Genomic DNA, 23,185 nt, shown 5'->3' with positions numbered 1-23,185 from the left:
CAATGCTAGCGAGAATTTTCATTCTCTGTTCAAACATTCACTCGTTGTTCAGTTTTCAAAGGACAATATATTGCTAATTCATCTTGCTTATCCGTCGCTGTTTCAGCAGCGCGGAATTTCAATATATCATATCACCTTACTCATTGCAAGCTTTTTTTGAAATTATTTTTTCCAAGTCTTGCTTGCGTATCGGCCTGTCTCTTGGCCGGAAACCAATATAGCACGATTAAAAAAAGATTGCAAGTACTTTGGAACATTTTTTTATTATACCCAAACTCCCGCAAAACATAACAGCCCCAAACCATCCGAAAAAATCGATTGGTTTGAGGCTGTATCATGTTATCCGGACCTTCCTATGTGCTGCAGCCCGTTGCGTTGGCCTCCGTAAGCTCCTGCTGGAACTCCCCATGGATATGACCATTTGAAGCAAGAACATTTCGAACTCCTAGGGTATAAGGGTTACCTGAGGTATCTGTTACTGTACCCCCGGATTCGGTGATTAATAAAGCTCCTGCAGCCATATCCCAGGAATTCAAGCCGATTTCCCAGAAGCCGCTAAGACGCCCCGCTGCAACATAGGCCATATGCAGAGCCGCCGATCCGGCAACGCGGATATTGCGCACTTTGGGGGTCAGCGCTTGTACACCCTGGAGGTTGATAGGCAGCGCATAGGATCGGTCCGCCGGAAAACCGGTCGCTATCAAGCTCTCGGAGAGCTTGGTCTCTTTGGAAACACGCATTCTTCTTCCTTTGACGTACGCTCCTTTGCCTTTTTCCGCTACGAACAGTTCATCATGGATCGGGTTATATACAACACCGACGATGACTTCGCCTTTATGCGCCAACGCAATGGATACACTAAAGAAAGGAAACCCGTGAACAAAATTGGTCGTTCCGTCCAAAGGGTCCACAATCCATAGGTACTCGGCATCGCTTACCTCTTCCAATGCCTTGCTTGAAGCGGCCGGTCCCGGTTCAACCCCCTCTTCTCCAAGGATAGAGTGATGGGGAAAATGCGTTTGTATTAAATTGCGGATCATCTTCTCAGCGCCCTTGTCCACTTCCGTTACAAGATCATGAGGGGAATATTTCGTATGTAAGCTGTTGAAATCCCCCAACTTGCTCTGGATCCATTCTCCAGCTTTGGATGCGGTATTAATGGCCACTGCGGTAAAATTCTTACTTCCCACAATAAAGGATGTATTGCTTTCGTTAGCCATTTCGAATCATTCCTTTTCTCCCTTATAGATTAAGGGTTTGCAATTACACTCAGTATAGTGAATATACGTTTTAAAAGCTACAGCGTTTCACCCAAATAATGCTGTCGTTTATGACAAATCAACAAACTCCTCCGGTCATTTCCCCTCAAAATGGAAGATCACTCAGCTAGAGTGCTATTTCTTCCAAAAAACGCTGGAAACCCTCTGCCAAATCGGCAAAGGGTTCCGTCAAAATTCATTAGGATTGATTTATTATACACCTACGATATGATAGCCGTTGTCTACATAAATGACTTCGCCGGTAATGCCGCGGGAAAGGTGGCTCATAAGGAACATAGCCGTATCTCCTACCTCTGCTACTTCTGTAGTACGTCTCAGAGGAGCTTTCTCTTCAACCGTTCTCAAAATAGAATTGAAATCCTTAATGCCTTTGGCCGCCAGCGTACGGATAGGTCCGGCCGAAATCGCGTTCACGCGAACGTTATATTGTCCAAGGTCATTCGCCAGGTAACGCACGCTTGCCTCCAAGGCAGCTTTAGCCACGCCCATGACATTGTAGTTTTTCATAGCGCGTTCAGCGCCCAGGTACGTCATAGTCATGATGCTGCCGCCCTCGGTCATCAGAGGATACATCCGCTGTGATACAGCTACCAGAGAATAAGCGCTGATATCATGAGCCAGAGCAAAGCCTTCGCGTGAGGTACCTACGAACAAGCCTTCGAGCTCTTCCGTTTTGGCAAAAGCGATGCTATGTACAAGTCCGTGCAGTACGCCGAAATGCTCTCTAATTGCTGAAGCGAGCGTGTCGATCTCGGCATCTACGGTTACATTGCAGGGCAGCACAACGGAGTTGGGAATCGTATCGGCCAGCTTCCGAACCCGCTCCTCCACTCTCTCGCTTTCATAAGTGAAAGCTAAACGCGCGCCTTGCGCAGCCAATGACTGTGCGATGGCCCATGCGATACTGCGGTCGTTGGCAACTCCCATGACCAATATATTTTTTCCGTTCAACAGTTGAGTCATGAAACCTTAAGTCCCCTCTCCGAAATAAAATGAGGCTTGTCAAACCTGCTTCATTCTCAAAGTACCCCATTTTTACCAATTTTTCAAGAGAGAAAACCATCAATAAACCTCGCTCTTCGTATATCTCCGCCGGATAAGCTGAAGGCGCTGCTGAGACCAGTATCAGCCATGGAACTTATCCTATTTCGAAGGAGGCCTGAGACAAAGCTTTAATATCTGTGTGACGGCTCAAATCCTCCATCAGCTTCAGCAAAGCCTCGTCCTTTTTCTTGGCCTCAATCATAATATCCAGTCTGGGTGTGACAGGAGCGATTGCATGAAGGAATTCCAAAAGCACCGCCGCATCAATATAGTCGGCATGACTTCGCGGATCTTTGTCACTTTTGGGACTCGAGACGTGAATTTTGGGCGGAAGCGGCTGATCCGTACCCTGGGCTTTTTCATTGCGCCAAGTATGAAGAATGCGGGGCCATAGCTTCGCAGGGTTTTCGTGCCCCTCTTCATGGTTCACTTGATGATGATGAATATCAAGTACCATCGGAGTCTCAAGCTTCTCACAAATTTCTAGCGTCTCCAGCGCGGTAAACGTCTTATCATCATTCTCCAGGGTCATTCGTCGGCGAATGCGGTCCGGGAGCTCGGCAAACCTAGCCATAAATCGTTTGGAGGCCGCTTCCTTATTCCCGTAGGTCCCCCCTACATGGATGTTGCATTTGGCCGATTCGTCCAACCCCATTGCTTCAAGCATCGTCACATGCCGGTCCAAATCTAATAGAGAATTGCGGAGCACTTCTTCTCTCGGTGTGCTTAAGACGGTAAAATGATCCGGATGAAAGCTGAGCCTCATCGAATGCTCCAGAGCGTAACTCCCAAGCTCTTGGAAGGAATCGCTTAAGACCGTCATAGGGTCCCAGCCTTCTAGGGCTTCATGCCCGATCAGGGGGATTAGCTTGGAGGAACAGCGGTACATCTCAATATCATAAGCCCGATTGTGCTTCAACAGCCGCAACGTATTATGGATATTTTCCATCGCTATCCGTTCCAGCTTACGCAGGGCCGCTTCCCTATCCTCCAGCTTCATGAAGTTGGTTGCCGTCATAGTCTTCGAAGGGGAAGCGTTGGATACGAACATCGACATCGCAACATAGCCAAGACGAACGATCATTAGGGATACACTCCTTAAACTGCCTTTTGAGCTAGGTTCCCCTTAAACAAGTTTCGTCTATGTAGGTAAATGACACCGTCCTGATAGATTCAGGAGATCTCCTGCAATCGGCAAATGCTTCGCCTTTGTATGGCTGGAATGTGCAGCCCGCTTCTATGTATGCGGCGATAAGCCCGGGCAAGAAAAAAACATCCTTCCTTTTCTTAAGGAAAGATGTTTTTAACATCAGGGATGATTCAGTCCAAAAAACATTTCATGAGCCAAGGCGGTTTGTACTCTTGCTTCTTCCTCGGTCAATCTGCGCACCAGCTCCATTTCGACCTGGGTGACTTCCTCGCCTTGAAAGTTGATCTCCGCGATGGATGCTAAAATTTTTACGATAGCAATTGCTTTATTATCTGGGGAGTAGGCGATGACCATCTGTCCTGTAGGAAATACGCGAAAGCCTTTTTTCACCATTTTGCCTTTGCCGTATTCCAATAGCTCATACAGCTCCTGCTCGGATTTGAACTTGCAGACCGAATTGAACTCCGTTTGAAATCCCATGCGTAGCCCTCCTTATCAAGGATTCATCTTGTAATGCTTAGGATACTTATTCTACGTCAAAAGAATACTGAAGCCGTTGCTTCTCCGCATGCCGCTGCAGCGCCAGCGTAACCAGATCGTCGAGCAGCTGTTGATAAGATTTGCCGGTCTCCTTCCACAGCAGCGGATACATGCTGAACGGAGTAAAGCCAGGCATGGTATTGATTTCATTAATATAGATCTTATTATCTTCTTTCCTCAAGAAAAAGTCTACACGGGACAAGCCAGACCCATCGATCGCCTGAAAGGCGCGAACCGCCATCTCCCGAATTTGGTCCGATAGCTCCTGAGGGATTTCGGCCGGAATGATCATGGATGATTTTCCATCAATATATTTGGCTTTATAATCATAAAATTCATTGGACGATACGATTTCACCGACGACAGAAGCTTGAGGATCATCATTGCCCAAAACGGCAACCTCTACCTCCCGTGCGTTAATGTTCTCTTCTATGATGACTTTGCGGTCGAACTGGAACGCCGTTTGGATGGCGGCGATCAGCTCGTCGCGGTTTCCGGCTTTGCTGATGCCTACGCTTGAACCGAGGTTAGCTGGTTTGACGAAGCACGGATAGCCGATGGATACTTCAATCTCCATTAAGAAGAAGGCTTGATCCTTTTCCCACTGGGTTTTTGTAAAGTGACGGAAAACACATTGCGGCAGGCCCTCCTGCGCAAATACCTTTTTCATCATGATTTTGTCCATGCCGACGGCAGAAGCCAATACACCGGCTCCAGCATACGCAATGTTGGCCATTTCCAACAAGCCTTGAATCGTGCCGTCCTCGCCGAAGGTGCCATGAAGCAGCGGCAGAACCACATCGATGGGCTTGGAAGAGCCGCTTACTGCTGGAGAATCCTTAACCGAGCTGATCTCCGCCTTGTCCGCAGTCTGTAGAGATGAAAAGAAAGGCTGGAGTGCAAAAGTTTGTTCCGATTCTGCCTCATCCTGGAAGGTAAGAGCCGCAACATTAGGTACCGGACCGTTCAGCATGGGGCCGGAGCGCCACTCTCCCTGCTTGGTTATGTAAAACGGCTGAATTTCATATTTGTTCATATCGAACGCTTGGATTACGGCCATTGCCGTCTGTAGGGACACTTCATGCTCCCCCGACTTTCCTCCGTAAACTAAGCCGACGCGAATTTTGTCTTTCATAATAACCTCCGAATGGATATGTCATTTCATGCATAGTAAAATCGCTAATCTCGTAAGCTAAGAGCATTCGAGAAAAGAATGCTCTACTTCGGAAGCGTATGGAAGCATCGACTCACAAGAGATCCGCAATATGTAGAAACCGGTATTGAGTCTTCTCCGTCCAGGCTACGGAATCCTTGTAGCTCCAATAACGGCGGAAGCTGTTTGTGGTATGAGCATTAACCAGGGGCATGCCGTTCTCGTCCTTGGCCGTCACAATCGTGCTGTGCTGGAACCGTCCATTGCCGTCCCAATCATAGCTGATGACGTCGCCCAGCTCCAGCATATCGGCTTGAGGCACTTCCTCGGCGGTCAGTCCATTGCGGTTGCTTATTAAATACCGCTGCAGACTGTGTGCAACAGCCCAGCTGTAGCTCCAGAGCTCCTGTCCGTTGTAACGTCCCTTGTACCACCATCCGGAATCCCTTTTCCCAGTATAGTGCATTGGCGCCCCGCCTGCAAAGAGGCATTGGGATATATAATTGCTGCAATCGACTTCAAATTCAATGTAAGCCGGGTTCCCTTTATCCCACCACATATCGGCATACTGTACGGCTTTAACCCGGTCGTAGACGGATTTGCGATTGCCCGTCTCCAGATAGGGAAGAATATTGTAGTTCAAATAAGGAGTAGAGGGCATTCTGCCCGTTCCATATTCCTCCGAATAATAATCGGCGGGCTGATGTCCATTATCCAAGCCGGCTGTTCGGTGACGGGAATACTCCGCGCTTAACGCTTCGATGTTTATGATATACCATTTGCCGTCGTGCTCTTCCAATTGAATGCGCTCGGACTCTACTCGCTGCTCCTCATGATCCCGGACCCCGATGGAACCGACCGAGGTGCGGCGGAGCCTGACGTTCGCAATCACTCTACCCGCTTGTTCTTCGGCGTGAATAAACGATAGGCGGGTTTCGCTTTTGGACGGGGAAAAATTCCTATCCTGATCCGTTTGCGCCGTTCGGGCCAGCCGTTGAATTTGTGCCTGCAAGTACGCACGATCCGTTACTATTGGCAGTAAAGGCTCGACAGAATAATCCATATCCATTTGGTTTTTGTGGTGAACATAATCATAGAGCGTTGTTTTCCACGACATGCGGGCTACCTCCATTAATGATGAAATGGCTAAACCGAATACCCCCAGACTTCAACGTTCCGTCAAGGCTAAATTCCATCGACATCGGTTGATTGAGGTCTAAAGCTTACCGTTCTAGGGGAGTCCAATGCATAGTTCCTGCACTTTTTGTCGAAATTTAGGCTTTCGTCCATTGGAGGCAGCCCCCGGATTGAACAACCTGGCACCTAACAACCTATAGAAGATATCCCAAGAAGGCGTCGGGACATGCTGCTCTCGCACCTGTTTATCACTCCCAATATATGAGCAACGGGTGCCAAAAATGATTGAAATTGACCTTTACGCCGGGCCTTTCAGCATGTATACTTAGTGTATAGCAATTATGAAATCATGTTTCATCAAGTGAAACGATCTTGGTTTCAGCTTACTTTAACAACTTAAGGAGGAATAACCACTCATGGCTAAAAAAGACCATTACTCGGTCCGCAAAGCGCTTGATGTAAAGGGTAAAACATTCCATTATTACAGCTTGCCAGGACTTGAAGAGCAAGGCCTCGGCAACATTTCCCAACTTCCTTTCTCCATTAAAGTGCTTTTGGAAGCAGCTGTCCGCCAATTCGACGGCAGAGCGATCACTCCAGAGCATGTTAAACAAATCGCTAACTGGGCGAAAGAGCGTGAAGAGAAAGAAATTCCTTTCATCCCTGCACGTATCGTCCTTCAAGATTTCACCGGCGTACCGGTTGTCGTTGACTTGGCGGCAATGAGAGACACCATGAAGAAATCCGGCGGAGATCCTAAGCGGATTAACCCGTTGGTTCCAGTTGACTTGGTTATCGACCACTCCGTTATGGTGGATGCGTTCGGTACTCCAAGCGCTTTGGATACAAACATCAACATTGAATTTGAACGTAACGAAGAGCGCTACCGTTTCTTGCGCTGGGCGCAAACGGCATTCGATAATTTCCGTGCTGTTCCTCCTTCAACAGGTATCGTTCACCAAGTTAACTTGGAGTATCTGGCTTCCGTGGCAGCTACGAAAGTCGTAGACGGCGAAACTGAAGTATACCCTGACTCCCTTGTAGGTACTGACTCCCACACCACCATGATCAACGGTCTTGGTATCGTAGGCTGGGGCGTTGGCGGTATCGAGGCAGAAGCAGGTATGCTTGGCCAACCTCTGTACTTCGTAACACCTGAAGTTATCGGCTTCAAATTGACAGGCACATTGCCAGAAGGCGCAACAGCGACTGACCTGGCTCTGACCGTTACTCAAATGCTTCGTAAAAAAGGCGTTGTAGGTAAATTCGTGGAGTTCTACGGCCCAGGGCTGAGCAACATCAGCTTGGCTGACCGTGCTACCGTAGCTAACATGGCTCCTGAGTACGGCGCAACGATCGGCTTCTTCCCTGTTGACTCCGAATCCTTGAACTACTTGAGAAGCACTGGCCGTGAAGAAGAACAAATCGCGCTGGTTGAAGCTTACTACAAAGCGCAAGGCATGTTCCGTACGGATGAAACTCCAGACCCTGTATTCACCGACAAAATCGAGCTTGACCTTTCCTCCGTTGTACCTAGCTTGGCAGGTCCTAAGCGTCCTCAAGACCGCGTAGAGCTGACAGCTATGAAGGAATCCTTCAACTCGATCGTTCGCACGCCAATCGACAAAGGCGGATACGGCTTAAGCGACGAGAAAATCGCTGAAGTGGTTGATGTGAAACATCCAAGCGGCGAAGTGACTAAAATGGGTACTGGTGCTGTTGTTATCGCGGCTATCACAAGCTGTACGAACACTTCCAACCCAAGCGTTATGTTAGGAGCAGGTCTTGTTGCTAAAAAAGCGGTAGCTCGCGGTTTGAAAAAACCAGCTTACGTAAAAAGCAGCTTGACTCCTGGTTCCCTTGTTGTTACCGAGTACCTGAAAAATGCAGGCTTGCTGGAGTCTCTTGAAGCATTGGGCTTCCACGTAGCAGGCTACGGCTGTGCAACCTGTATCGGTAACTCCGGCCCATTGCCTGACGAAGTAAGCCAAGCAATTGCCGACAACGATATGACGGTAGCGGCTGTATTGTCCGGTAACCGTAACTTTGAAGGCCGCGTTCACGCTCAAGTTAAAGCTAACTACCTGGCTTCTCCGCCGCTTGTTGTTGCTTACGCTTTGGCAGGAACGGTGAACATCGACCTGGCTAACGATCCTATCGGCTACGACCAAGCGAACCAGCCGGTTTATTTGAAAGATATTTGGCCATCCAAAGACGAGATTCAAGAAGCAATCTCTACTGCAATGAGCCCTGATATTTATCGTGCGAAATACTCCAACGTATTCCGTGCTAACGAGCGTTGGAATGCTATCGATGTACCGGAAGGCGAATTGTACGAGTGGGATGAAAAATCCACTTATATCGCTAACCCGCCGTTCTTCGAAAACCTGGGTGCAGGCATCTCCGATATCGCCGACATCAAAGGCGCAAGAACATTGGCATTGCTGGGCGACTCCGTAACGACGGACCACATCTCGCCAGCAGGTAACATCAAAGTAGACAGCCCTGCAGGTAAATTCTTGATCGAGCATGGCGTGAAGAAAGAAGACTTCAACTCCTACGGTTCCCGCCGCGGTAACCACGATGTCATGATGCGCGGTACTTTCGCGAACATCCGTATTCGTAACCAAGTGGCTCCTGGAACCGAAGGCGGCGTAACGACTTACCTGCCAACCGGTCAAGTGGAATCCATCTATGATGCATCCATGAAGTACCAAGCTCAAGGAACTAACCTTGTTGTTATCGCAGGTAAAGAATACGGAACCGGAAGCTCCCGTGACTGGGCTGCTAAAGGTACCTTCCTGCTTGGCGTTAAAGCCGTTATCGCAGAAAGCTTCGAGCGTATTCACCGTTCCAACCTGGTCGGCATGGGCGTACTGCCTCTTCAATTCAAAGAAGGCCAAGGCTGGAAAGCGCTCGGTATTACAGGTACCGAAACATTTGACATCACTGGCTTGAACAACGACGTGCAGCCAGGACAAAGCGTAACGGTAACAGCTACCCGTGAAGACGGCAGCAGCTTCAACTTCGAAGCTCTCGTTCGTCTGGACAGCATGGTGGATGTGGACTACTACCGTAACGGCGGTATTCTGCAAACTGTATTGCGCCAAATCATGGCTTAAGGTTCAGCCTTTATAGCTACAGGAAAAGCCCCTTCGCGGGGCTTTTTTTATGTCCATTTCGAGGCTCCGGCATAGTGCCTGAATCAGCTTCAGATAGTGCCCCCACTTTTGCAGGGGACTGTAGGGAAAGCCTATAGACCTTAAACTATTGCCAATATACTTCGGTGGGGTTCTTTTTACGTCGGAAGACTAAGCGGCTCTGTTTGCGGAGGGAGGAAAATTTGTGTCCGCCGTCAAAATGATTCTACAAAAACCCTCTGGTACGGTCGATATAATAGTGAACGCATTTACCATATTGGACACCAGAGGAGATTGAACACCCATGTGGCTGAAAAAAACGTTATCACCATCCGTCGGAAAAAAGCTCTATCTCTCTTTTACCCTCATGCTTATACTTCTAGTGATTATGGGATTCACGGCCTTAAAGAAAATGGAGCTTGTTCAAGAGAAAACGAATGAAATCACAAACTCCTGGCTTGAAGGGGTAGAAATCATTAATAACATTAACTATTTAACAGAGCATGTTCTTTCCTCGCAATACGCCATCATGAGTGAGCCTGATTCCAATCAAAAAGCACAGCTCATCCAAAAAACCGATCTCATATTCGGCACTATCGACCAATCGTTCTCCCAATATCGCAAGAGCTTTGTGAATGAGGAAGACCGCAAGCTGTTTGACTCTCTCGAAAGCGAATGGAAACAATACCGTCAGGTCTACTCGGATACGATCAAGCTATCGGCTGAAATCAATCTTATTACCGGATCCGGCAAGAGAGCGGATGACATCAACGCCATAATCGACAAATCCCAGGAGCAGTACAACAAAATGCAGGACAAGATAGACCAGCTGGTTAAGCTGAATCATGACGGGGCTATCCTGGCTAAAAATGAAAGCCAAGCTCTCTACAAATCAGCGATGACCACTTCTATCGCGATCATGGCGCTGTCTGTTTTGCTCGGTCTTTGCTTGGCCTTCGTTATTACGAGAAATATTTCGAAGCCGGTACGAATCGTTTCGGAGCGGCTGCAAAGCATATCTCAAGGCGATCTGACCATGGATCGGGTATCCGTCAAAAATAAAGATGAAATCGGCCTGCTGGTCTCGTCTTTAAATCTTATGGTCGATAACCTCAAAGGAACGATCCATCACATCCAAGATACCTCCTCCGCCGTCGCGGCGTCCTCCGAGCAATTACTGGCCAGCTCTGAGGAAAGCGCACAAGCGAGCAAGCATATTGCGGCATCCATTCAAGAGGTCGCTCAGGATGCGGAAAATCAGGTACAAAGCGGCGAGGAATCCAGCCGTGCCATGGAAGAAATGGCTATCGGGATTCAACGAATTGCAGAGACCGGCTCGGAGGTGTCCGAGCTGTCGCTTGAGGCATCCAATCAAGCCGATCTGGGCAATCAATCGATCCAGGACGTCATCCAACGGATGGAAACCATCAGCGGCTCCGTAGAACAGGCTGGAGAAGACATTAAACAGCTCGCACGGCACTCCGATCATATCGGGAATATCATTAATCTTATCGGCGACATCGCGGCTCAGACCGGCCTTCTGGCGCTTAACGCGGCTATAGAATCGGCAAGGGCGGGCGAGCACGGCCGCGGATTTGCAGTCGTTGCCGGTGAGGTCAAAAAATTGGCGGAGCAAGCAGCAAGATCCGTTGAAGAAATCAGTGAAATTGTAGAGCACATTCAGAACGATACGGCTAAGGCTGTTGACACGATGACCAAAAGCTTGGCCGAGGTCCATGGAGGTAAGGATGCGGTGCATGAGGCCAACGAAAAGTTTCAGCTGATTGTCCAGGCCTCTCAGCTGGTATCGCAAAAAATCCAGGAGGTTGCCGCAGCGGCGCAGCAAATGGCGGCAAGCTCAGAGGAGGTCTCCGCATCGGTTACAGACATGAGCGGGCGCGCCAAGCACGCTGCGGCGGCATCGCAGAATGTGGCCGCCTCAACGGAGGAGCAGCTGGCATCCATGGATGAAATCGCCTCTTCCGCTAATGCTTTGAGCAAAATTGCGCAGGATTTGGCGGACTCGGTCAGCCAATTCAAATTGAAGCAGTCATGAGAAAACCTCTATCGAGGCCTTTCATGTTCTATTATGGTAAGAAAAACGCAGCAGTCCTTGGGTGGATTCCATCCTTCGGACTGCTGCGTTTTGTCGGTTATATGACCATCTTGCCCATGCGTCGTGCCGCTTCCATAAGCACAGGAGCATGCTCCATCATCTTCTCCAGGGTGAGCCGGTTGGAGGGCCCGCTAACGGCAAGGGCGGCGACTAAACGGTGCGCTCCATTCAGAATGGGCACCGCTACAGCTGCGGCTCCGGGCTCCCGCTCCTCGACGCTGGTCGCATAGCCAAGCGTCTTCGCCTCTGCGAGCTGCTGCAGAAAGGCCGCTTTATCCAAGCTTGCCGGCCAGCTTGGACTGGACAGCAGCTCCTGCTGCGCCTCAGGCTCGGCGAAGGCGACCAGAATCTTGCTCGATGCGCCGACATACAGCGGCATTCGGGCTCCGATAGGGGCTACTCTGCGGATCGCCTGATTGCTCTGAACGGCTTGTACACGGACCCGCTCCAAACGGTCGCTGACGTACAGGCTGATCGTTTCATCAAGCTGATCGCGAAGCCGCTCCATCTCCGGCAGGAAGATTTGGGCCGGATCGTCGCTGTGCGTTAAATTCGCGGAAAGCTCCCAGATGCGGAAGCCTAGCCGATACTTGTCCGAGGAAGGGTCGCGGATAATGAAGCCCTTCCCTTCCAAAGAGGCTAGCAGCCGGTGTACCGTGCTTTTATGCAGCGAGACCCGGGAGGCGATCTCCGTTAAACTCAAATCGGATGAATCCGCAAAACAAAGCAATATATCCAAAGCGCGCTCTACCGCGCGCACCGTTAATTTGCCATCTTCCATCTGCTATTCCCTCAACTTTCGGTTTCACTTGATGAAACTTTGTTACGTATAGTATAACTCATATCCCTTCGTATCGTAAAGTCTCTAATTCCCTTTTCCAGAGCTCATGAGCCTTTTTCATAAATCACCCTTCCGTCCTGTATAAGAAAAAAACAAAGCAGCCCTGGCGCGAACGGCTCAAGGACTGCCCGTTTCCTCCTACCTATCCATCGAACGCATTCGGGCCGAATGCTTGTGCTTGGCTTTTGCGGCCTGTTCATCCTCGTAGTCTGATAACCACAGCATGCCCATACCCAGCGCAAACATAACTACAACCAGAATCGTACCTGGCAGAAGCCAATCCTGAATTTCGAAATAGAGCAGCAATGGAATGCTCAGCATTAGTAGGCAATACATCGTGATTCCCGCTATTTTGACTTTTCCCCGCTTCACATGCTCTCCCCCGTTTACAAGTCATTGTTACTATCCTATTCCTGTATACAAGCTTTAAGACGGATTGAGAACAAGTCTTTTTCAGCTCTGCCCTTACTTCAATTTTGATATTATGAAATTCCTGCAACTGGAAACTACTTTCCTCTATTGTTACATCCATATTACAGCCAGTTTACATTTTTCGCGGCCGATTGACGGTTGGCACACTGCCATTTTACTATAGAAATAAGAGTAAAAGACCATGAATCCATCTATTTCTCCATACATGGTAATGACGCTCGCCACCAAGTCATCTTAGTCTACATAAGGAGGGATTTCGATGGAACCGAACCCTATGTCTCCCGTTCCCGTATCTACTGCCGCAGCTCAAGTTGAAATCGCTGTCAAACAGCCATCCATTGTTAAACGAAGGGCTCGGAGCATTCTTATCGCCCTTTTGTCGGCTCTGCTTTTATTAATCAGCCTCGTTATGGCTTTTCACGCTTATATTGCCTGGACGCTGGCCCGGCCTCATATTGATCCGCTGAAATCAAACCCGGCCGCCGCCATCGGCGTTGAATACCAGGATATCCAATTTCCAAGCCTTAATGACAGCTCGGTGCTTAACGGATGGTATATTCCTGCCGTCCAATCGGCTGCCTCTACCAAAACCGTTGTATTCTCTCATGGCTACGGCGGGAACCGTGAAGAAATATGGGTTCCTCTCTATGATTTGGCCAAGGAGCTCCATCAGCAAAATTACAATGTTCTGATGTTCGATTATGGTTTTGTACAGCCAAAGGAAAGTGTTACCGGGGGCATTCGCGAATCGCAGGAGCTGCTTGGTGCCGTAAAATATGCCAGGGATCACGGAGCAAAGCAAGTGTATGTATGGGGCTTCTCCATGGGGGCCGGAACGGCACTGCAGGCCGCTTTGCTGAGCGACGACATCGACGGAATGATTCTCGACAGCACCTTCATATTGGAGCCCGATACGGTGTACCACAACATGAAGCAGGTCGCCAATCTGCCGAAGTTCCCAACTCAGCCGCTCGTCTACTTGTTCTTCCCGTTCATCAACGGGGTCAGCCTGAATCAGATTCCATATAATCAAGTAAAAGAGACTAAGTATAACATCCCTATTTTCTTTATTCACGGCAAGCAGGACTTGAAGGCGCCTTACGAAATGGCACAGGAGATTTTTCAAAATCAGCCGCCGAATTCAGGCTCTCAGCTGTGGCTTCTGCCCAAGGACAGTCATGAGCTGATTTACAGAGCCCATCCCAAAACGTATTTAAGCCTCACCATGGGCTTCCTGAGAACCTTATCCTCCTCACACGACAAAGGACAGGAAGTGCAGAGTTAACGGCCGGTGGAGCAAAAATCGCCCCACTAAGCGACAAAAAAATCCCCCTCTCTACCGGATAACCTGGCAGAAGGGGGATTTTGCATTGGAATTATTGTTTGAGCAGCGACAGGAATTCGGCACGTGCAGCCGGATCCTTGCGGAACAAGCCGCGAACAGCCGAAGTAACCGTCTTGCTGCCAGGCTTCTTCACGCCGCGTGCGCACATGCACAGGTGCTCGCCTTCCACGACAACCATACAACCGTGTGGTGCAAGCTCCTCTTCAATGATGTCCGCAATCTCGGAAGTAATGCGCTCCTGCACCTGCAATCTGCGGGTGATGGCTTCAACCAGCCGGGCGAACTTGCTAAGCCCCGCGATTCTGCCGCTCGGCACATAGCCGATATGAATTTTACCGAAGAACGGAGCCATGTGGTGCTCACATTGGCTGTAATACACGATATCCTTTACGATAACAAGCTCTTCGTGCTTTTCATCGAACGCTACGCCGAGAATATCCTTGTAATCGGCTTCATAACCTGCGAAAATTTCCTCGTACATCCGGGTTACCCTAGCGGGGGTATCGAGCAGTCCTTCACGATCAACGTCTTCACCGATCAGACGCAAAATTTCACGGATATGACCTTCTATCAACTCCCGGTTTTCTGAAACTCGAGTGTTTTTGTAATCTTTAGCCGGCATGCTTGTTTTACCCTCCCTCTAAGCCGCGCACCTCGCGCAGCTTGCTCCGTAAGATATTCCTTAGTGCTTGTACCTGTCTCGCTCTCATCTGTATTCGTTTATAGTAAAATGAGCATAAGTGCCAGGGCTGTGAATCAGCCCTTTTACTTTCTTTTGGTTTTGCCCCCGAAATTTTGGCTTTTCATCATTTGCTGAGCCTTTTGCAGCTGCTGCTTGTTCATGTTGTAGCCCATTTTTTTAGCCATTTCCTGAAGCATTTGCGGATTATTCTGCATATTTTCTAGCTGCTTGCGCAAATAGTAGACCCCAGCGAAAAATCCCCCTACTGCCCCTACTATTAATGTTACAATGGGAATAACATAGTTCCACCACATCGTTGCTTTTCACCTCATAAGGAAGTCATCATTGTCCATAATAGCAAATACTAGTCATTCATACAAATAGATATTTTTGCCCTAGCTATAATTCACATCAGTACCTGCTCAATAAATACCGTCGTATGCTTGGCCAGGTCAATCTCTTTCACATCCAGCTCCCGATCCGCCCTATCTGATTTGACCACGCGAACGACCGGACGTCCAGGCAGACCCCGATGCTGACCAACGACGACCCCGGTTTCTTTGCTCGATAGCTTGACGGAGGCACCGGTCGGATATACGGATACGGTACGCAAAAAATGGATGACGATGTCGCGGTCCAGCTGGCTTCCCGCAAGAACCATCATATGCTCGCAAGCTTCATGCGGCAGCATACGGCGGCCTGTAGATAGATCGAATAACAAATTATCGTAAGTATCCGCAACGGCCGTTATCTTGGCATACAGATGAATCTGATCGCCCGGAAGCTGCCGAGGAATGCCCTCTCCGTCCATCCTCTCGTGATGCTGAAAGGCAACGTGAGCAACCAGCAGGCTCAATTCGCGCTTGTTTTTGAGCATCTCGAACCCGCGCCAGGTATGGTGCTTACGTACATCGTCCGCAGCGTCATCCGCTATTGCCTCAAGCTTGCCGATATCGTGCAGCATGGCGCCAACCGCCAGCTCCCGCAGCTGCTGAATGGAAAGTCCCATATGGATACCGATCAATACGGACATCATACAAACATTAAGCGCATGAACGTACAGTTCATTGTCCTTGGTACGGATATCGGAGAGCTGAAGCAGCACTTCTTTATTTTTCATAATTTCGTCCAGCAGATTTTCAATACTGCCGTTAATGGCGCGGGTGTTCACTTCCTTGCCCGAACGGATCGATTCGAAGGTCTCGCCCATTCTTTGCATGACGGCCCGTTTCGTCTCTTCAGACACCATATCGGCAACCTCGATGTCCTCAAACTGCGGGTCTTTGATGTAGAGCATGGTGACGCCGATTCTTTTCAAGGTTGTGATCATGTAGACCGTGAGCTGTACGCCCTCGGAGAGCAGTATGGCCCCGTTTCCGGAAAAAATCGTTCTTCCCAGGAACTGCCCCGGTTCGATGCTATCGATATGTATGTATCTCATTGTCGTCTCCTAAAAGTTTTCCTTAGGAAAACTATCTACGTAAGCATAGGTTTGTTTTCCATAGGAAAACTATCTTCGTAAGCATAGGCTTGTTTTCCGTAGGAAAACTATCTTCGTAAGCATAGGCTTGTTTTCCGTAGGAAAACTATCCTCGTAAGCATAGGGGCATCCCCCTTGTTTTGCATGCCGCTAAAACTAGGTTCTTGTTATTGAAAATGACAAGACCTGACGTTCAGGCAGGGATACTCCCCAGCTATTAGTCTATCAATCCAAAAGCCCCGTATGGGTCTATTTCCCAATATAACTATTATACCGCATAACCTTCATGCTGCAGTAGATGTATTTTCACATTCAAGCCGCCCCCGTAACCGACCAACGAACCGTCCGCACCAATGACACGATGGCACGGCACGATGATCGGTACAGGATTGCGATTGTTGGCGCCGCCTACGGCCCGGACCGCCTTCTCCGATTGGATCGCCTGTCCGATTTGCTTGTAGGAACGAACCTGACCGTAGGGTATATCGGTTAACGCTTTCCATACCCTGATTTGAAACGGCGTTCCCTGCAGATCCAGCGGCACATCGAACTCCGTTCGCTGTCCCGCAAAATATTGCTCCAGCTGCGCTGCGGCCTCTAACAATACCGGAGTGGCGTCTTGATTCCACTGGGAAGTGCCGTACCATTTGGCGGACCACTTCGTCAGCTGCGGCTCCACGTCGGCCACACGGCCAAATTCGATATGGCAAAGCCGATCTCCCGCTGCCGCTAAAACTAACGGTCCGATCGGCGACTCCAATTCAATGCAGTTTATGATCAAGCCGCTCATAAGCTTTATTCAGCTCCTTTAGCACAACTTCGTCCTGTTCCTTCTCCATAGCACTGCTAATAGCCTGATAGGCGTCCTCTCCGCCGATCCGTCCGAGCGCATAAGCCGCGGCTCCGCGAATTTCGGGACGCTCGTCCCGCTGCAGCAGCCTAATCAACGCCGGCACCGCCTCGCGCTCCTTAAAATGGCCGAGAGCAAAGATCGCATTGCGCTGGATCGGCTTCTTGCCGCGCCATGAGGCTGCGCTTGTCCCAAAGCGTTCCTTAAACTCACGATTACTCATCTCGAGCAGCGGGAGCAGAAGCGGCTTGGCCTGTTCAGGATCAGGCTGAAGCTCCGGATGGTGGGTCCAGTTCTTGCCTTTGTTCTTCGGGCATACGATCTGGCACGTATCGCAGCCATACAGACGATTCCCAATCTTTTCTTTGATCGTATCGTCTTCGACATGCCCTTTGGTCTGGGTTATAAAAGAGATACACAGCTGGGAATTAAGCCGCCCCGGCCCGACCAGCGCGCCGGTCGGACACGCATCGATGCAGAGCGTGCAGTCTCCGCAGCTTTCCGTTACCGGTTGGTCCGGCGGAAGCGGCAAATTCGTAATCATCTCGCCCAAGTATACCCAGGAGCCGAACTCAGGGGTGATGATAGCGCAATTTTTGCCGCTCCAGCCGATCCCTGCGCGCTCAGCTACCGCACGGTCCACCAGAGCTCCGGTATCGACCATGCTCTCTATTCTCGCATCAGGCACCCGTTCCCGAATCCATGCCTCCAGGCGCTGGAGCCGGTTTCGCAAGACATGGTGATAATCCTCTCCCCATGCCGAACGGGACAGCATGCCCCTGTAAGCTCCCGGCTCCGATCTCGGGACGTACGGAAGCTTGGACGGGTACGCTACCGCGATGGAGATGATCGAACGGGGCTCCTCAAGGCTTAGAGCCGGCTCCGTACGCTTCTCAATATCCGGCTCCTCAAAGCCGGACTCAAAGCCCTGTTCCCGGTGCTTCAGCAATATCGATTTCAACTCCACGAAAGGCTCCGCGCTTGCAATGCCGATTTTATCAATACCAAGCTGCGGCGCTGCTTCCTGCATATCACGCTTCAACTGATGCCAATCCATGCTGCTGCTCTCTGCCGCGTCCATCCGCATTCGTCTCCTTTCGCTAAGCTGTCATTTCTAAACCCGTCTATAGATTCTTCCATTTGGCCAATGGCCATACAATCCATTCCGCCCGGCCTTCCACCTGCTTCACGGATACAGCACCAAAGCTGCGGCTGTCGTAGCTGGCATAGCGGTGCCGGTTATCTCCCATGACAAATACGCGCCCTTCTTCCACCTTATACGGCTCGAAACGGCCGTCCTCGATCAGAGTATCCGTATAGGACTCCTTCGCTTCCTCTCCGTTCACATATAATTTGCCCTGGCGAATAGACACTTCGTCACCAGCTACCGCCACGACCCTCTTGACCAAATAGGGGTGCTCCGTATCGCTTTCATCCGGTTCCTTCACAACTACAACGTCGCCGCGCTGCAGTCCCCCGGTCAGCAGGATCGTTTTATTGATGAACAGCCACTCGCCCTCTTCAATTGTAGGCTGCATGGATGCCCCTTTGACCGTGGACAGATGAAAACCATACTGATGGATGAGCAGTACGATGAGCAGCGCGACAACGACGGATTTCATCCATTCCCATACTTCGGCTAAAAATCCGGCTGAATGGTCAACCGATAACGAATCTGCCGTAATTTCCCGTTCCGGCTTCTTCTGAGAGAACAAGCCCATGCTACGCCTCCGTTCCTTGGTCCTTCCACTGCTCCCATTGGCGATAGTACTCCAGCACCCAGTCCTCGCGAAAAGGTGCCCGGCCTTCCCGGATCCGCTGCAGCAAATCCTGAAGTCCCTGCCGGACCTTAGTATCCACGATGTTAGAGTAATGATAACTAATTTTATGCCGCTCATACTCTTCCTCATCTACGATATGAACGGCTCCTCCAGGCATGCGTATAACGTCCAAATCATAGTCGATATACGTAATGACGTTGCCGGCAACATAGGGAGGCGAGGCGATATTGCAGTAATAGCGGACGCCGGTATCCTCCAGCAGCGCGACAACATTAAACCACTGCTTCGGGATAAAAAAAGAAACCCCCGGTATGCGGCTGACCCATTCCTTGCCGTCCGCTTCTATTATTTTGGTCTGGCTGTTGATAAGGACCATCATTGATTCCGCTTTATGCGGCTCATAAAGCAGCGATTCAGGGACACGCCCATTCTCCAGCCATGTTCGATGCAGATGTCCGTCGTGCTTAAAGCTTTTTATTATATAGGAAGAAAACGTCGCCATGAGGTCCAAACCCTTCTTTTTAACGTACGGTGCGACCGATGTCCTTCAAATGCGAAATTCATCGGATGTTCGTCATGAAGCAATCTTTTTTATAGCATAAACTTATGTTCGACGGCTTTCAAGAGCCTCATCCTCAAATGGGGAAATGATCCTATTGCTTTAGGAAATGCTGCCTGCAGCCCGCTTCGCAAAGAGCGATTTCCGGAGGCTGTCTATGACGCCTCATGAACAAGGGGAAAGGCGGTGTCGGCTGCGATAGCTGCGCCGTATTTCCGGCAGGAATCCCCCTGATGATTGGCGGCAGGCGCGCTGCAGGCTGGTCCCTGAGCAGCAAAATAGCCCCATAAAGCGGGGCCTTGGCTCAAAGCGGATTCGGCACTTTGCGGGGTACCCGGAAAGGTACCAATTCCAGTAATGCCGAAAAAAAAGGCACAGCCTTTGCTAGACGCAAACGGGCTATGCCGATCTACCTTCCGTGCTGTTTGATTGCTCCAATGTGTCGGCTTTCAGCCGTTCACGATACTCAAGCGATGTGTCGTCCGCGAAAAGTCTTCCGCCTGGTAACCGGCCGATTCATATACCGGAATGACTGTTTCGTTGTGCGCATCCACCGTAATCAGGATACGGCGTACTTTTCTCTGAACAAACCGTTGTCTCAGCGACTCAATTAAGGTTTTGCCGATTCCTCTGCGTTGGTATTCCTTGCTAACCGCAATCCGGTAATAATAGCCGTTGTGGTTGTCAATCGTCCCTACAATGACACCCACCATTTGATCGTTTTCAATAGCGACAAGCACCAATTCACTATCCCATGAAAGCTGTCTGGCGAACGCCTCCATGGTTTCCTCATAACAGGCTTCTGACAATACGTTCTTGAACAGTTCGGTAACGGATACGTAATCGGACAATTGAAAGGAACGAACCAGCATCTTTGAACTCTCCCCGCGGCTTGATATGGTTATATTTTAAAATACGACAAATCTCGCAATAATCCTTCTAAATTTTCGAAAAAAACTCAATATTTCTTCATAAAATATTAAAAAAGTGTTGAAAGCGCTGTATTTAAAGCGTTTACATTATGTTTTCTCGTTATTTCGCCATTTCTAGAGGAGATTTTGTTGCTTTATCTCTATTGACAGCTTAGGAAATAATAAGTAAAATTCATTGAGAATGATTTTCATTATTGATAATATAAGGGGAGATCTACGTTGTTTTTTGCTAAAAGCAAAGGGATGAACAAGCATTCTGTATGGCTTCTTTCACTGCTCAGCATCATGCTATTTCTGGCGGGATGCGGCCAAAGCGGTACCCGTAATGACAGCTCCAACGGAACTGCGGGGACTCCTTCTAACCCACCGGAGAAAACCGCCGGCACCACTTACTCCATCCAGCATGCCATGGGGGAAACCAAGATTACCGGCAAGCCGTCCAGAGTCGTGGTTCTTACCAATGAAGGAACGGAAGTATTGCTGTCGCTCGGCATCAAGCCTGTCGGGGCAGTAAAATCATGGTCGGGGTCTCCTTTTTATGATCATATTAAAAAGGACCTGGAAGGCGTCGAGGTGGTCGGGGATGAGAATCAGCCTAACCTGGAGGCAATAGCCAAGCTGAAGCCCGATCTGATTATCGGTAATAAATTGCGGCAGGAAAAGGTGTATGCCCAGCTGTCCGCCATCGCTCCAACCGTATTCTCCGAAAAAATTAACGCAGATTGGCAAAAAAACTTTAAGCTGTACGCGGAAGCTCTGAATAAAAAAGCCGAAGGCGATCAGCTGCTAGCCAAGCTGGATCAGCGCATTGCGGAATTCAAATCCAAGGCCGGCGACAAGCTGAATATGAAGGTTTCTCTCGTTCGCTTCATTCCTGGTAAAACCCGTCTGTACTATAACGATACCTTCGCAGGCTTAATGCTTAAGAAAATAGGCTTCCAGCGTCCTCAGGCGCAAAATAAGGAAACGTTCGCGGATGAAATCAATAAAGAGCGCATCCCGGATATGGAAGGCGATATCCTGTTCTACTACACTTGGGATAATGACAAGCAGGAAGCGAGCGCGGTCGAGAAGGAATGGATCGGCGATCCGTTGTGGAAAAACCTGAATGTGGTGAAATCAGGCAACGTCCACAGGGTTAGCGACGATATCTGGAATTCGTCCGGCAGCATTATCTCCGCTAATTTGATGCTGGACGATCTTGAAAAGATCGTACTGAAGAAATAATAGGCTTCAAGAGGGATAACGCCGCCCATCTTCGGGCAATTGAGAAACCTGTAAAGCTTGAAAAAAAGCATCGGTCCCCCGGTGGGGTATCCCCCTCCGGCCGCTGTTGTTCTCGGAAAATTTTGATTATATCGCTTTACAGCGGGTATTTTCCGAGAACAAAAGCGGACGCTATCGCTCCTCCAAGGAATACCCCACCTACCACCTTTCGCATTTTTCTATATGAATGGGTTTCTCAACAAACTCTAGAGGGCTGACGCCCTCTTTTTTCATGTCCTGGTCTTTGCTTTACAAAAAGCGGATCGTCATGCACTATCTAAATAAGAAGACATGATAGGAAACGAAGGAGGAGCACCTCTTGGATACGATCCAACTGAAACGAACCGATTCGGCGAATCCGGACCTGCTGCAGCTGATCGCTCAACTAGATGAAGAGCTGTATGCCAAGTACCCGGCCGATGAGGTTTTTGTAGTCGATCTGAGCGATCCGTCCGTTCAAGACGTCGTCTTCGTTATCGCGTATAGCGGAGATGCGGCTGCCGGATGCGGCGCTTATCGTCCTTTGGACGAAGAGTCGGCGGAGCTGAAGCGAATTTACGTCGACCCCTCCTTCAGGAAGCGGGGCATTGCCTCACGTCTCCTCGGATGGCTGGAGCATGAAGCCCGGCAAGCGGGCTATACCACGCTGCGGCTGGAAACCGGGCCCGAGCAGCCCGAATCCATAGCATTATACGAGAAATGCGGCTACTATTTCATTGCCCCATTCGGAGAGTATGTCGATTGTCCAAGCAGCATCTGCATGGAAAAGAAGCTGGGATAATCCCTTTACTCCAATGGTTCACGGGAGGTTCCTTATGAGTACCAACGAAACAGGCACGGGACAGCTGAGCGAAGGTCAATACTCTATCGTGCATATTATAGGTGAACTGGACATTCGCAGATTGTCGCTGGAGGACGTGCCAGATATATTCAAACTGATGGAAGAGGTCGTATCCCGCCTCCCATCCCGCTCATTATTCGCTACGGACGACATGGATTACCTGTACTCTCACATTGAAGAGCACGGGGAAATCTACGGCGCATTTGCAAAAGGACGGCTGGCCGCCTACTCCGTCCTTGCTTTCCCCGGAGCTGACGCCAAAAATCTGGGGCGTGAGTTCGGCGTACCGGAAGACGAGCTGGAGCAAGTCGCGGTTTTAGATGCGACGATCGTTCATGAGTCGGTTCGGGGCCGGGGCCTGCAGCGGTATTTCCATCAATTGCGGGAGCAGCGCGCGCGTTCCCGGGGCTTTCGGTACCTGTATTCCACCGTCCATCCGGACAATACGGCCAGTCGGCGGAATTTGGAGTCCGCCGGATTCACCCTTCAATTTACCCGGCCTATGTACGGGGGGAGCCCCAGGCATTGCTACGCCAAGCGGCTCGATTAAAAAGCGCGTAACCCCCCTCAGGATGGAGCCGCGGTTCTAGAACGGCAAAAAAAGACATCGGACGTT

The 23,185-nt window shown here is 49.8% G+C and carries 23 protein-coding genes; 7 read left to right on the top strand and 16 right to left on the bottom strand.

All coding sequences use genetic code 11. The annotated features are described in order from the left end of the window. Nucleotides 1-353: 353 nt before the first annotated feature. From ABEA66_RS26585 to ABEA66_RS26560, 6 genes are all read right to left on the bottom strand, one after another. The gene (locus ABEA66_RS26585; protein WP_345592297.1) at nucleotides 354-1,220 is read right to left on the bottom strand and encodes an inositol monophosphatase family protein; all 867 of its coding nucleotides are present in this window, start codon (nucleotides 1,218-1,220) and stop codon (nucleotides 354-356) included. Between the two features lie 252 nt (nucleotides 1,221-1,472). After that, nucleotides 1,473-2,243: an enoyl-ACP reductase FabI gene (gene fabI / locus ABEA66_RS26580; protein ID WP_079913583.1), complete on the bottom strand. Its 771-nt coding sequence runs from the start codon at nucleotides 2,241-2,243 to the stop codon at nucleotides 1,473-1,475. Between the two features lie 175 nt (nucleotides 2,244-2,418). Next, a complete protein-coding gene (gene uvsE, locus ABEA66_RS26575; RefSeq protein ID WP_345592294.1) occupies nucleotides 2,419-3,408 on the bottom strand; it encodes a UV DNA damage repair endonuclease UvsE in 990 nt (329 codons plus the stop codon). 225 nt (nucleotides 3,409-3,633) lie between these two features. Then, nucleotides 3,634-3,954 (bottom strand): hypothetical protein, encoded by a 321-nt coding sequence (locus tag ABEA66_RS26570; RefSeq protein ID WP_079913585.1) that lies wholly within the window; start codon nucleotides 3,952-3,954, stop codon nucleotides 3,634-3,636. Nucleotides 3,955-4,000: 46 nt separating this feature from the next. Then, a complete protein-coding gene (locus ABEA66_RS26565; protein ID WP_079913586.1) occupies nucleotides 4,001-5,149 on the bottom strand; it encodes a D-alanine--D-alanine ligase in 1,149 nt (382 codons plus the stop codon). A gap of 112 nt (nucleotides 5,150-5,261) precedes the next feature. Then, the gene (locus ABEA66_RS26560; RefSeq protein ID WP_345592291.1) at nucleotides 5,262-6,284 is read right to left on the bottom strand and encodes an amidase domain-containing protein; all 1,023 of its coding nucleotides are present in this window, start codon (nucleotides 6,282-6,284) and stop codon (nucleotides 5,262-5,264) included. Nucleotides 6,285-6,720: 436 nt separating this feature from the next. On the opposite strand from ABEA66_RS26560, the gene acnA reads away from it, so the two are divergent. Together acnA and ABEA66_RS26550 are read left to right on the top strand one after the other, a co-directional pair. Next, nucleotides 6,721-9,426, top strand: coding sequence for an aconitate hydratase AcnA (gene acnA, locus ABEA66_RS26555; protein ID WP_079913588.1), 2,706 nt, complete (start codon nucleotides 6,721-6,723; stop codon nucleotides 9,424-9,426). Nucleotides 9,427-9,748: 322 nt separating this feature from the next. Then, the gene (locus tag ABEA66_RS26550) at nucleotides 9,749-11,500 is read left to right on the top strand and encodes a methyl-accepting chemotaxis protein (protein ID WP_345592286.1); all 1,752 of its coding nucleotides are present in this window, start codon (nucleotides 9,749-9,751) and stop codon (nucleotides 11,498-11,500) included. Nucleotides 11,501-11,597: 97 nt separating this feature from the next. Here ABEA66_RS26550 and ABEA66_RS26545 read toward each other — a convergent pair whose 3' ends face one another. Beyond that, nucleotides 11,598-12,341 carry an IclR family transcriptional regulator gene (locus ABEA66_RS26545; protein ID WP_079913590.1) on the bottom strand — a complete coding sequence of 248 codons (744 nt, stop codon included), beginning with the start codon at nucleotides 12,339-12,341 and terminating at the stop codon, nucleotides 11,598-11,600. Nucleotides 12,342-12,539: 198 nt separating this feature from the next. Further along, nucleotides 12,540-12,773 carry a hypothetical protein gene (locus ABEA66_RS26540; protein WP_079913591.1) on the bottom strand — a complete coding sequence of 78 codons (234 nt, stop codon included), beginning with the start codon at nucleotides 12,771-12,773 and terminating at the stop codon, nucleotides 12,540-12,542. A gap of 319 nt (nucleotides 12,774-13,092) precedes the next feature. Here ABEA66_RS26540 and ABEA66_RS26535 point away from each other — a divergent pair, with 319 nt between their 5' ends. Further along, entirely contained in the window at nucleotides 13,093-14,118 is a 1,026-nt protein-coding gene (locus ABEA66_RS26535) for an alpha/beta hydrolase (protein WP_079913592.1), read from the top strand. 91 nt (nucleotides 14,119-14,209) lie between these two features. Here the strand turns inward: ABEA66_RS26535 and folE are convergent, their stop codons facing one another. The 7 genes from folE to ABEA66_RS26500 all read right to left on the bottom strand — a co-directional run bounded on the left by folE (nucleotide 14,210) and on the right by ABEA66_RS26500 (nucleotide 19,473). Further along, nucleotides 14,210-14,800, bottom strand: coding sequence for a GTP cyclohydrolase I FolE (gene folE, locus ABEA66_RS26530; protein WP_079913593.1), 591 nt, complete (start codon nucleotides 14,798-14,800; stop codon nucleotides 14,210-14,212). Between the two features lie 143 nt (nucleotides 14,801-14,943). Continuing rightward, a complete protein-coding gene (locus ABEA66_RS26525; protein ID WP_079913594.1) occupies nucleotides 14,944-15,174 on the bottom strand; it encodes a YneF family protein in 231 nt (76 codons plus the stop codon). Between the two features lie 92 nt (nucleotides 15,175-15,266). Then, on the bottom strand, nucleotides 15,267-16,301 hold the full coding sequence (locus ABEA66_RS26520; RefSeq protein WP_079913595.1) for an HD-GYP domain-containing protein: 1,035 nt from the start codon (nucleotides 16,299-16,301) through the stop codon (nucleotides 15,267-15,269). Between the two features lie 307 nt (nucleotides 16,302-16,608). Continuing rightward, on the bottom strand, nucleotides 16,609-17,130 hold the full coding sequence (locus ABEA66_RS26515) for a methylated-DNA--[protein]-cysteine S-methyltransferase (protein ID WP_345592279.1): 522 nt from the start codon (nucleotides 17,128-17,130) through the stop codon (nucleotides 16,609-16,611). Next, nucleotides 17,102-18,271: a tRNA epoxyqueuosine(34) reductase QueG gene (queG, locus tag ABEA66_RS26510; protein ID WP_377739598.1), complete on the bottom strand. Its 1,170-nt coding sequence runs from the start codon at nucleotides 18,269-18,271 to the stop codon at nucleotides 17,102-17,104. The genes ABEA66_RS26515 and queG overlap by 29 nt, the downstream gene beginning before the upstream one ends. Before the next feature lie 43 nt (nucleotides 18,272-18,314). Then, entirely contained in the window at nucleotides 18,315-18,911 is a 597-nt protein-coding gene (lepB, locus tag ABEA66_RS26505) for a signal peptidase I (RefSeq protein WP_079913598.1), read from the bottom strand. Nucleotide 18,912: 1 nt separating this feature from the next. Beyond that, complete coding sequence (locus ABEA66_RS26500) at nucleotides 18,913-19,473, bottom strand: DUF402 domain-containing protein (protein ID WP_345592274.1); 561 nt, start codon at nucleotides 19,471-19,473, stop codon at nucleotides 18,913-18,915. Nucleotides 19,474-19,697: 224 nt separating this feature from the next. On the opposite strand from ABEA66_RS26500, the gene ABEA66_RS26495 reads away from it, so the two are divergent. Then, the gene (locus tag ABEA66_RS26495) at nucleotides 19,698-19,820 is read left to right on the top strand and encodes a hypothetical protein (protein ID WP_345592272.1); all 123 of its coding nucleotides are present in this window, start codon (nucleotides 19,698-19,700) and stop codon (nucleotides 19,818-19,820) included. Nucleotides 19,821-19,979: 159 nt separating this feature from the next. On the opposite strand, the gene ABEA66_RS26490 is transcribed toward ABEA66_RS26495, so the two are convergent. Continuing rightward, entirely contained in the window at nucleotides 19,980-20,402 is a 423-nt protein-coding gene (locus tag ABEA66_RS26490) for a GNAT family N-acetyltransferase (protein WP_079913600.1), read from the bottom strand. 303 nt (nucleotides 20,403-20,705) lie between these two features. On the opposite strand from ABEA66_RS26490, the gene ABEA66_RS26485 reads away from it, so the two are divergent. From ABEA66_RS26485 to ABEA66_RS26475, 3 genes are all read left to right on the top strand, one after another. Beyond that, complete coding sequence (locus ABEA66_RS26485; protein WP_345592334.1) at nucleotides 20,706-21,689, top strand: ABC transporter substrate-binding protein; 984 nt, start codon at nucleotides 20,706-20,708, stop codon at nucleotides 21,687-21,689. 358 nt (nucleotides 21,690-22,047) lie between these two features. After that, nucleotides 22,048-22,509, top strand: coding sequence for a GNAT family N-acetyltransferase (locus ABEA66_RS26480; protein WP_345592269.1), 462 nt, complete (start codon nucleotides 22,048-22,050; stop codon nucleotides 22,507-22,509). 34 nt (nucleotides 22,510-22,543) lie between these two features. Beyond that, nucleotides 22,544-23,119, top strand: a complete 576-nt coding sequence (locus ABEA66_RS26475) for a GNAT family N-acetyltransferase (protein ID WP_345592267.1) — start codon at nucleotides 22,544-22,546, stop codon at nucleotides 23,117-23,119. The last annotated feature ends 66 nt before the right edge of the window (nucleotides 23,120-23,185 follow it).

The organism is Paenibacillus vulneris, from assembly GCF_039543185.1.
In the GTDB taxonomy this organism is placed as follows: domain Bacteria; phylum Bacillota; class Bacilli; order Paenibacillales; family NBRC-103111; genus Paenibacillus_S; species Paenibacillus_S vulneris.
This window is presented reverse-complemented; position numbering and strand designations above follow the sequence as displayed.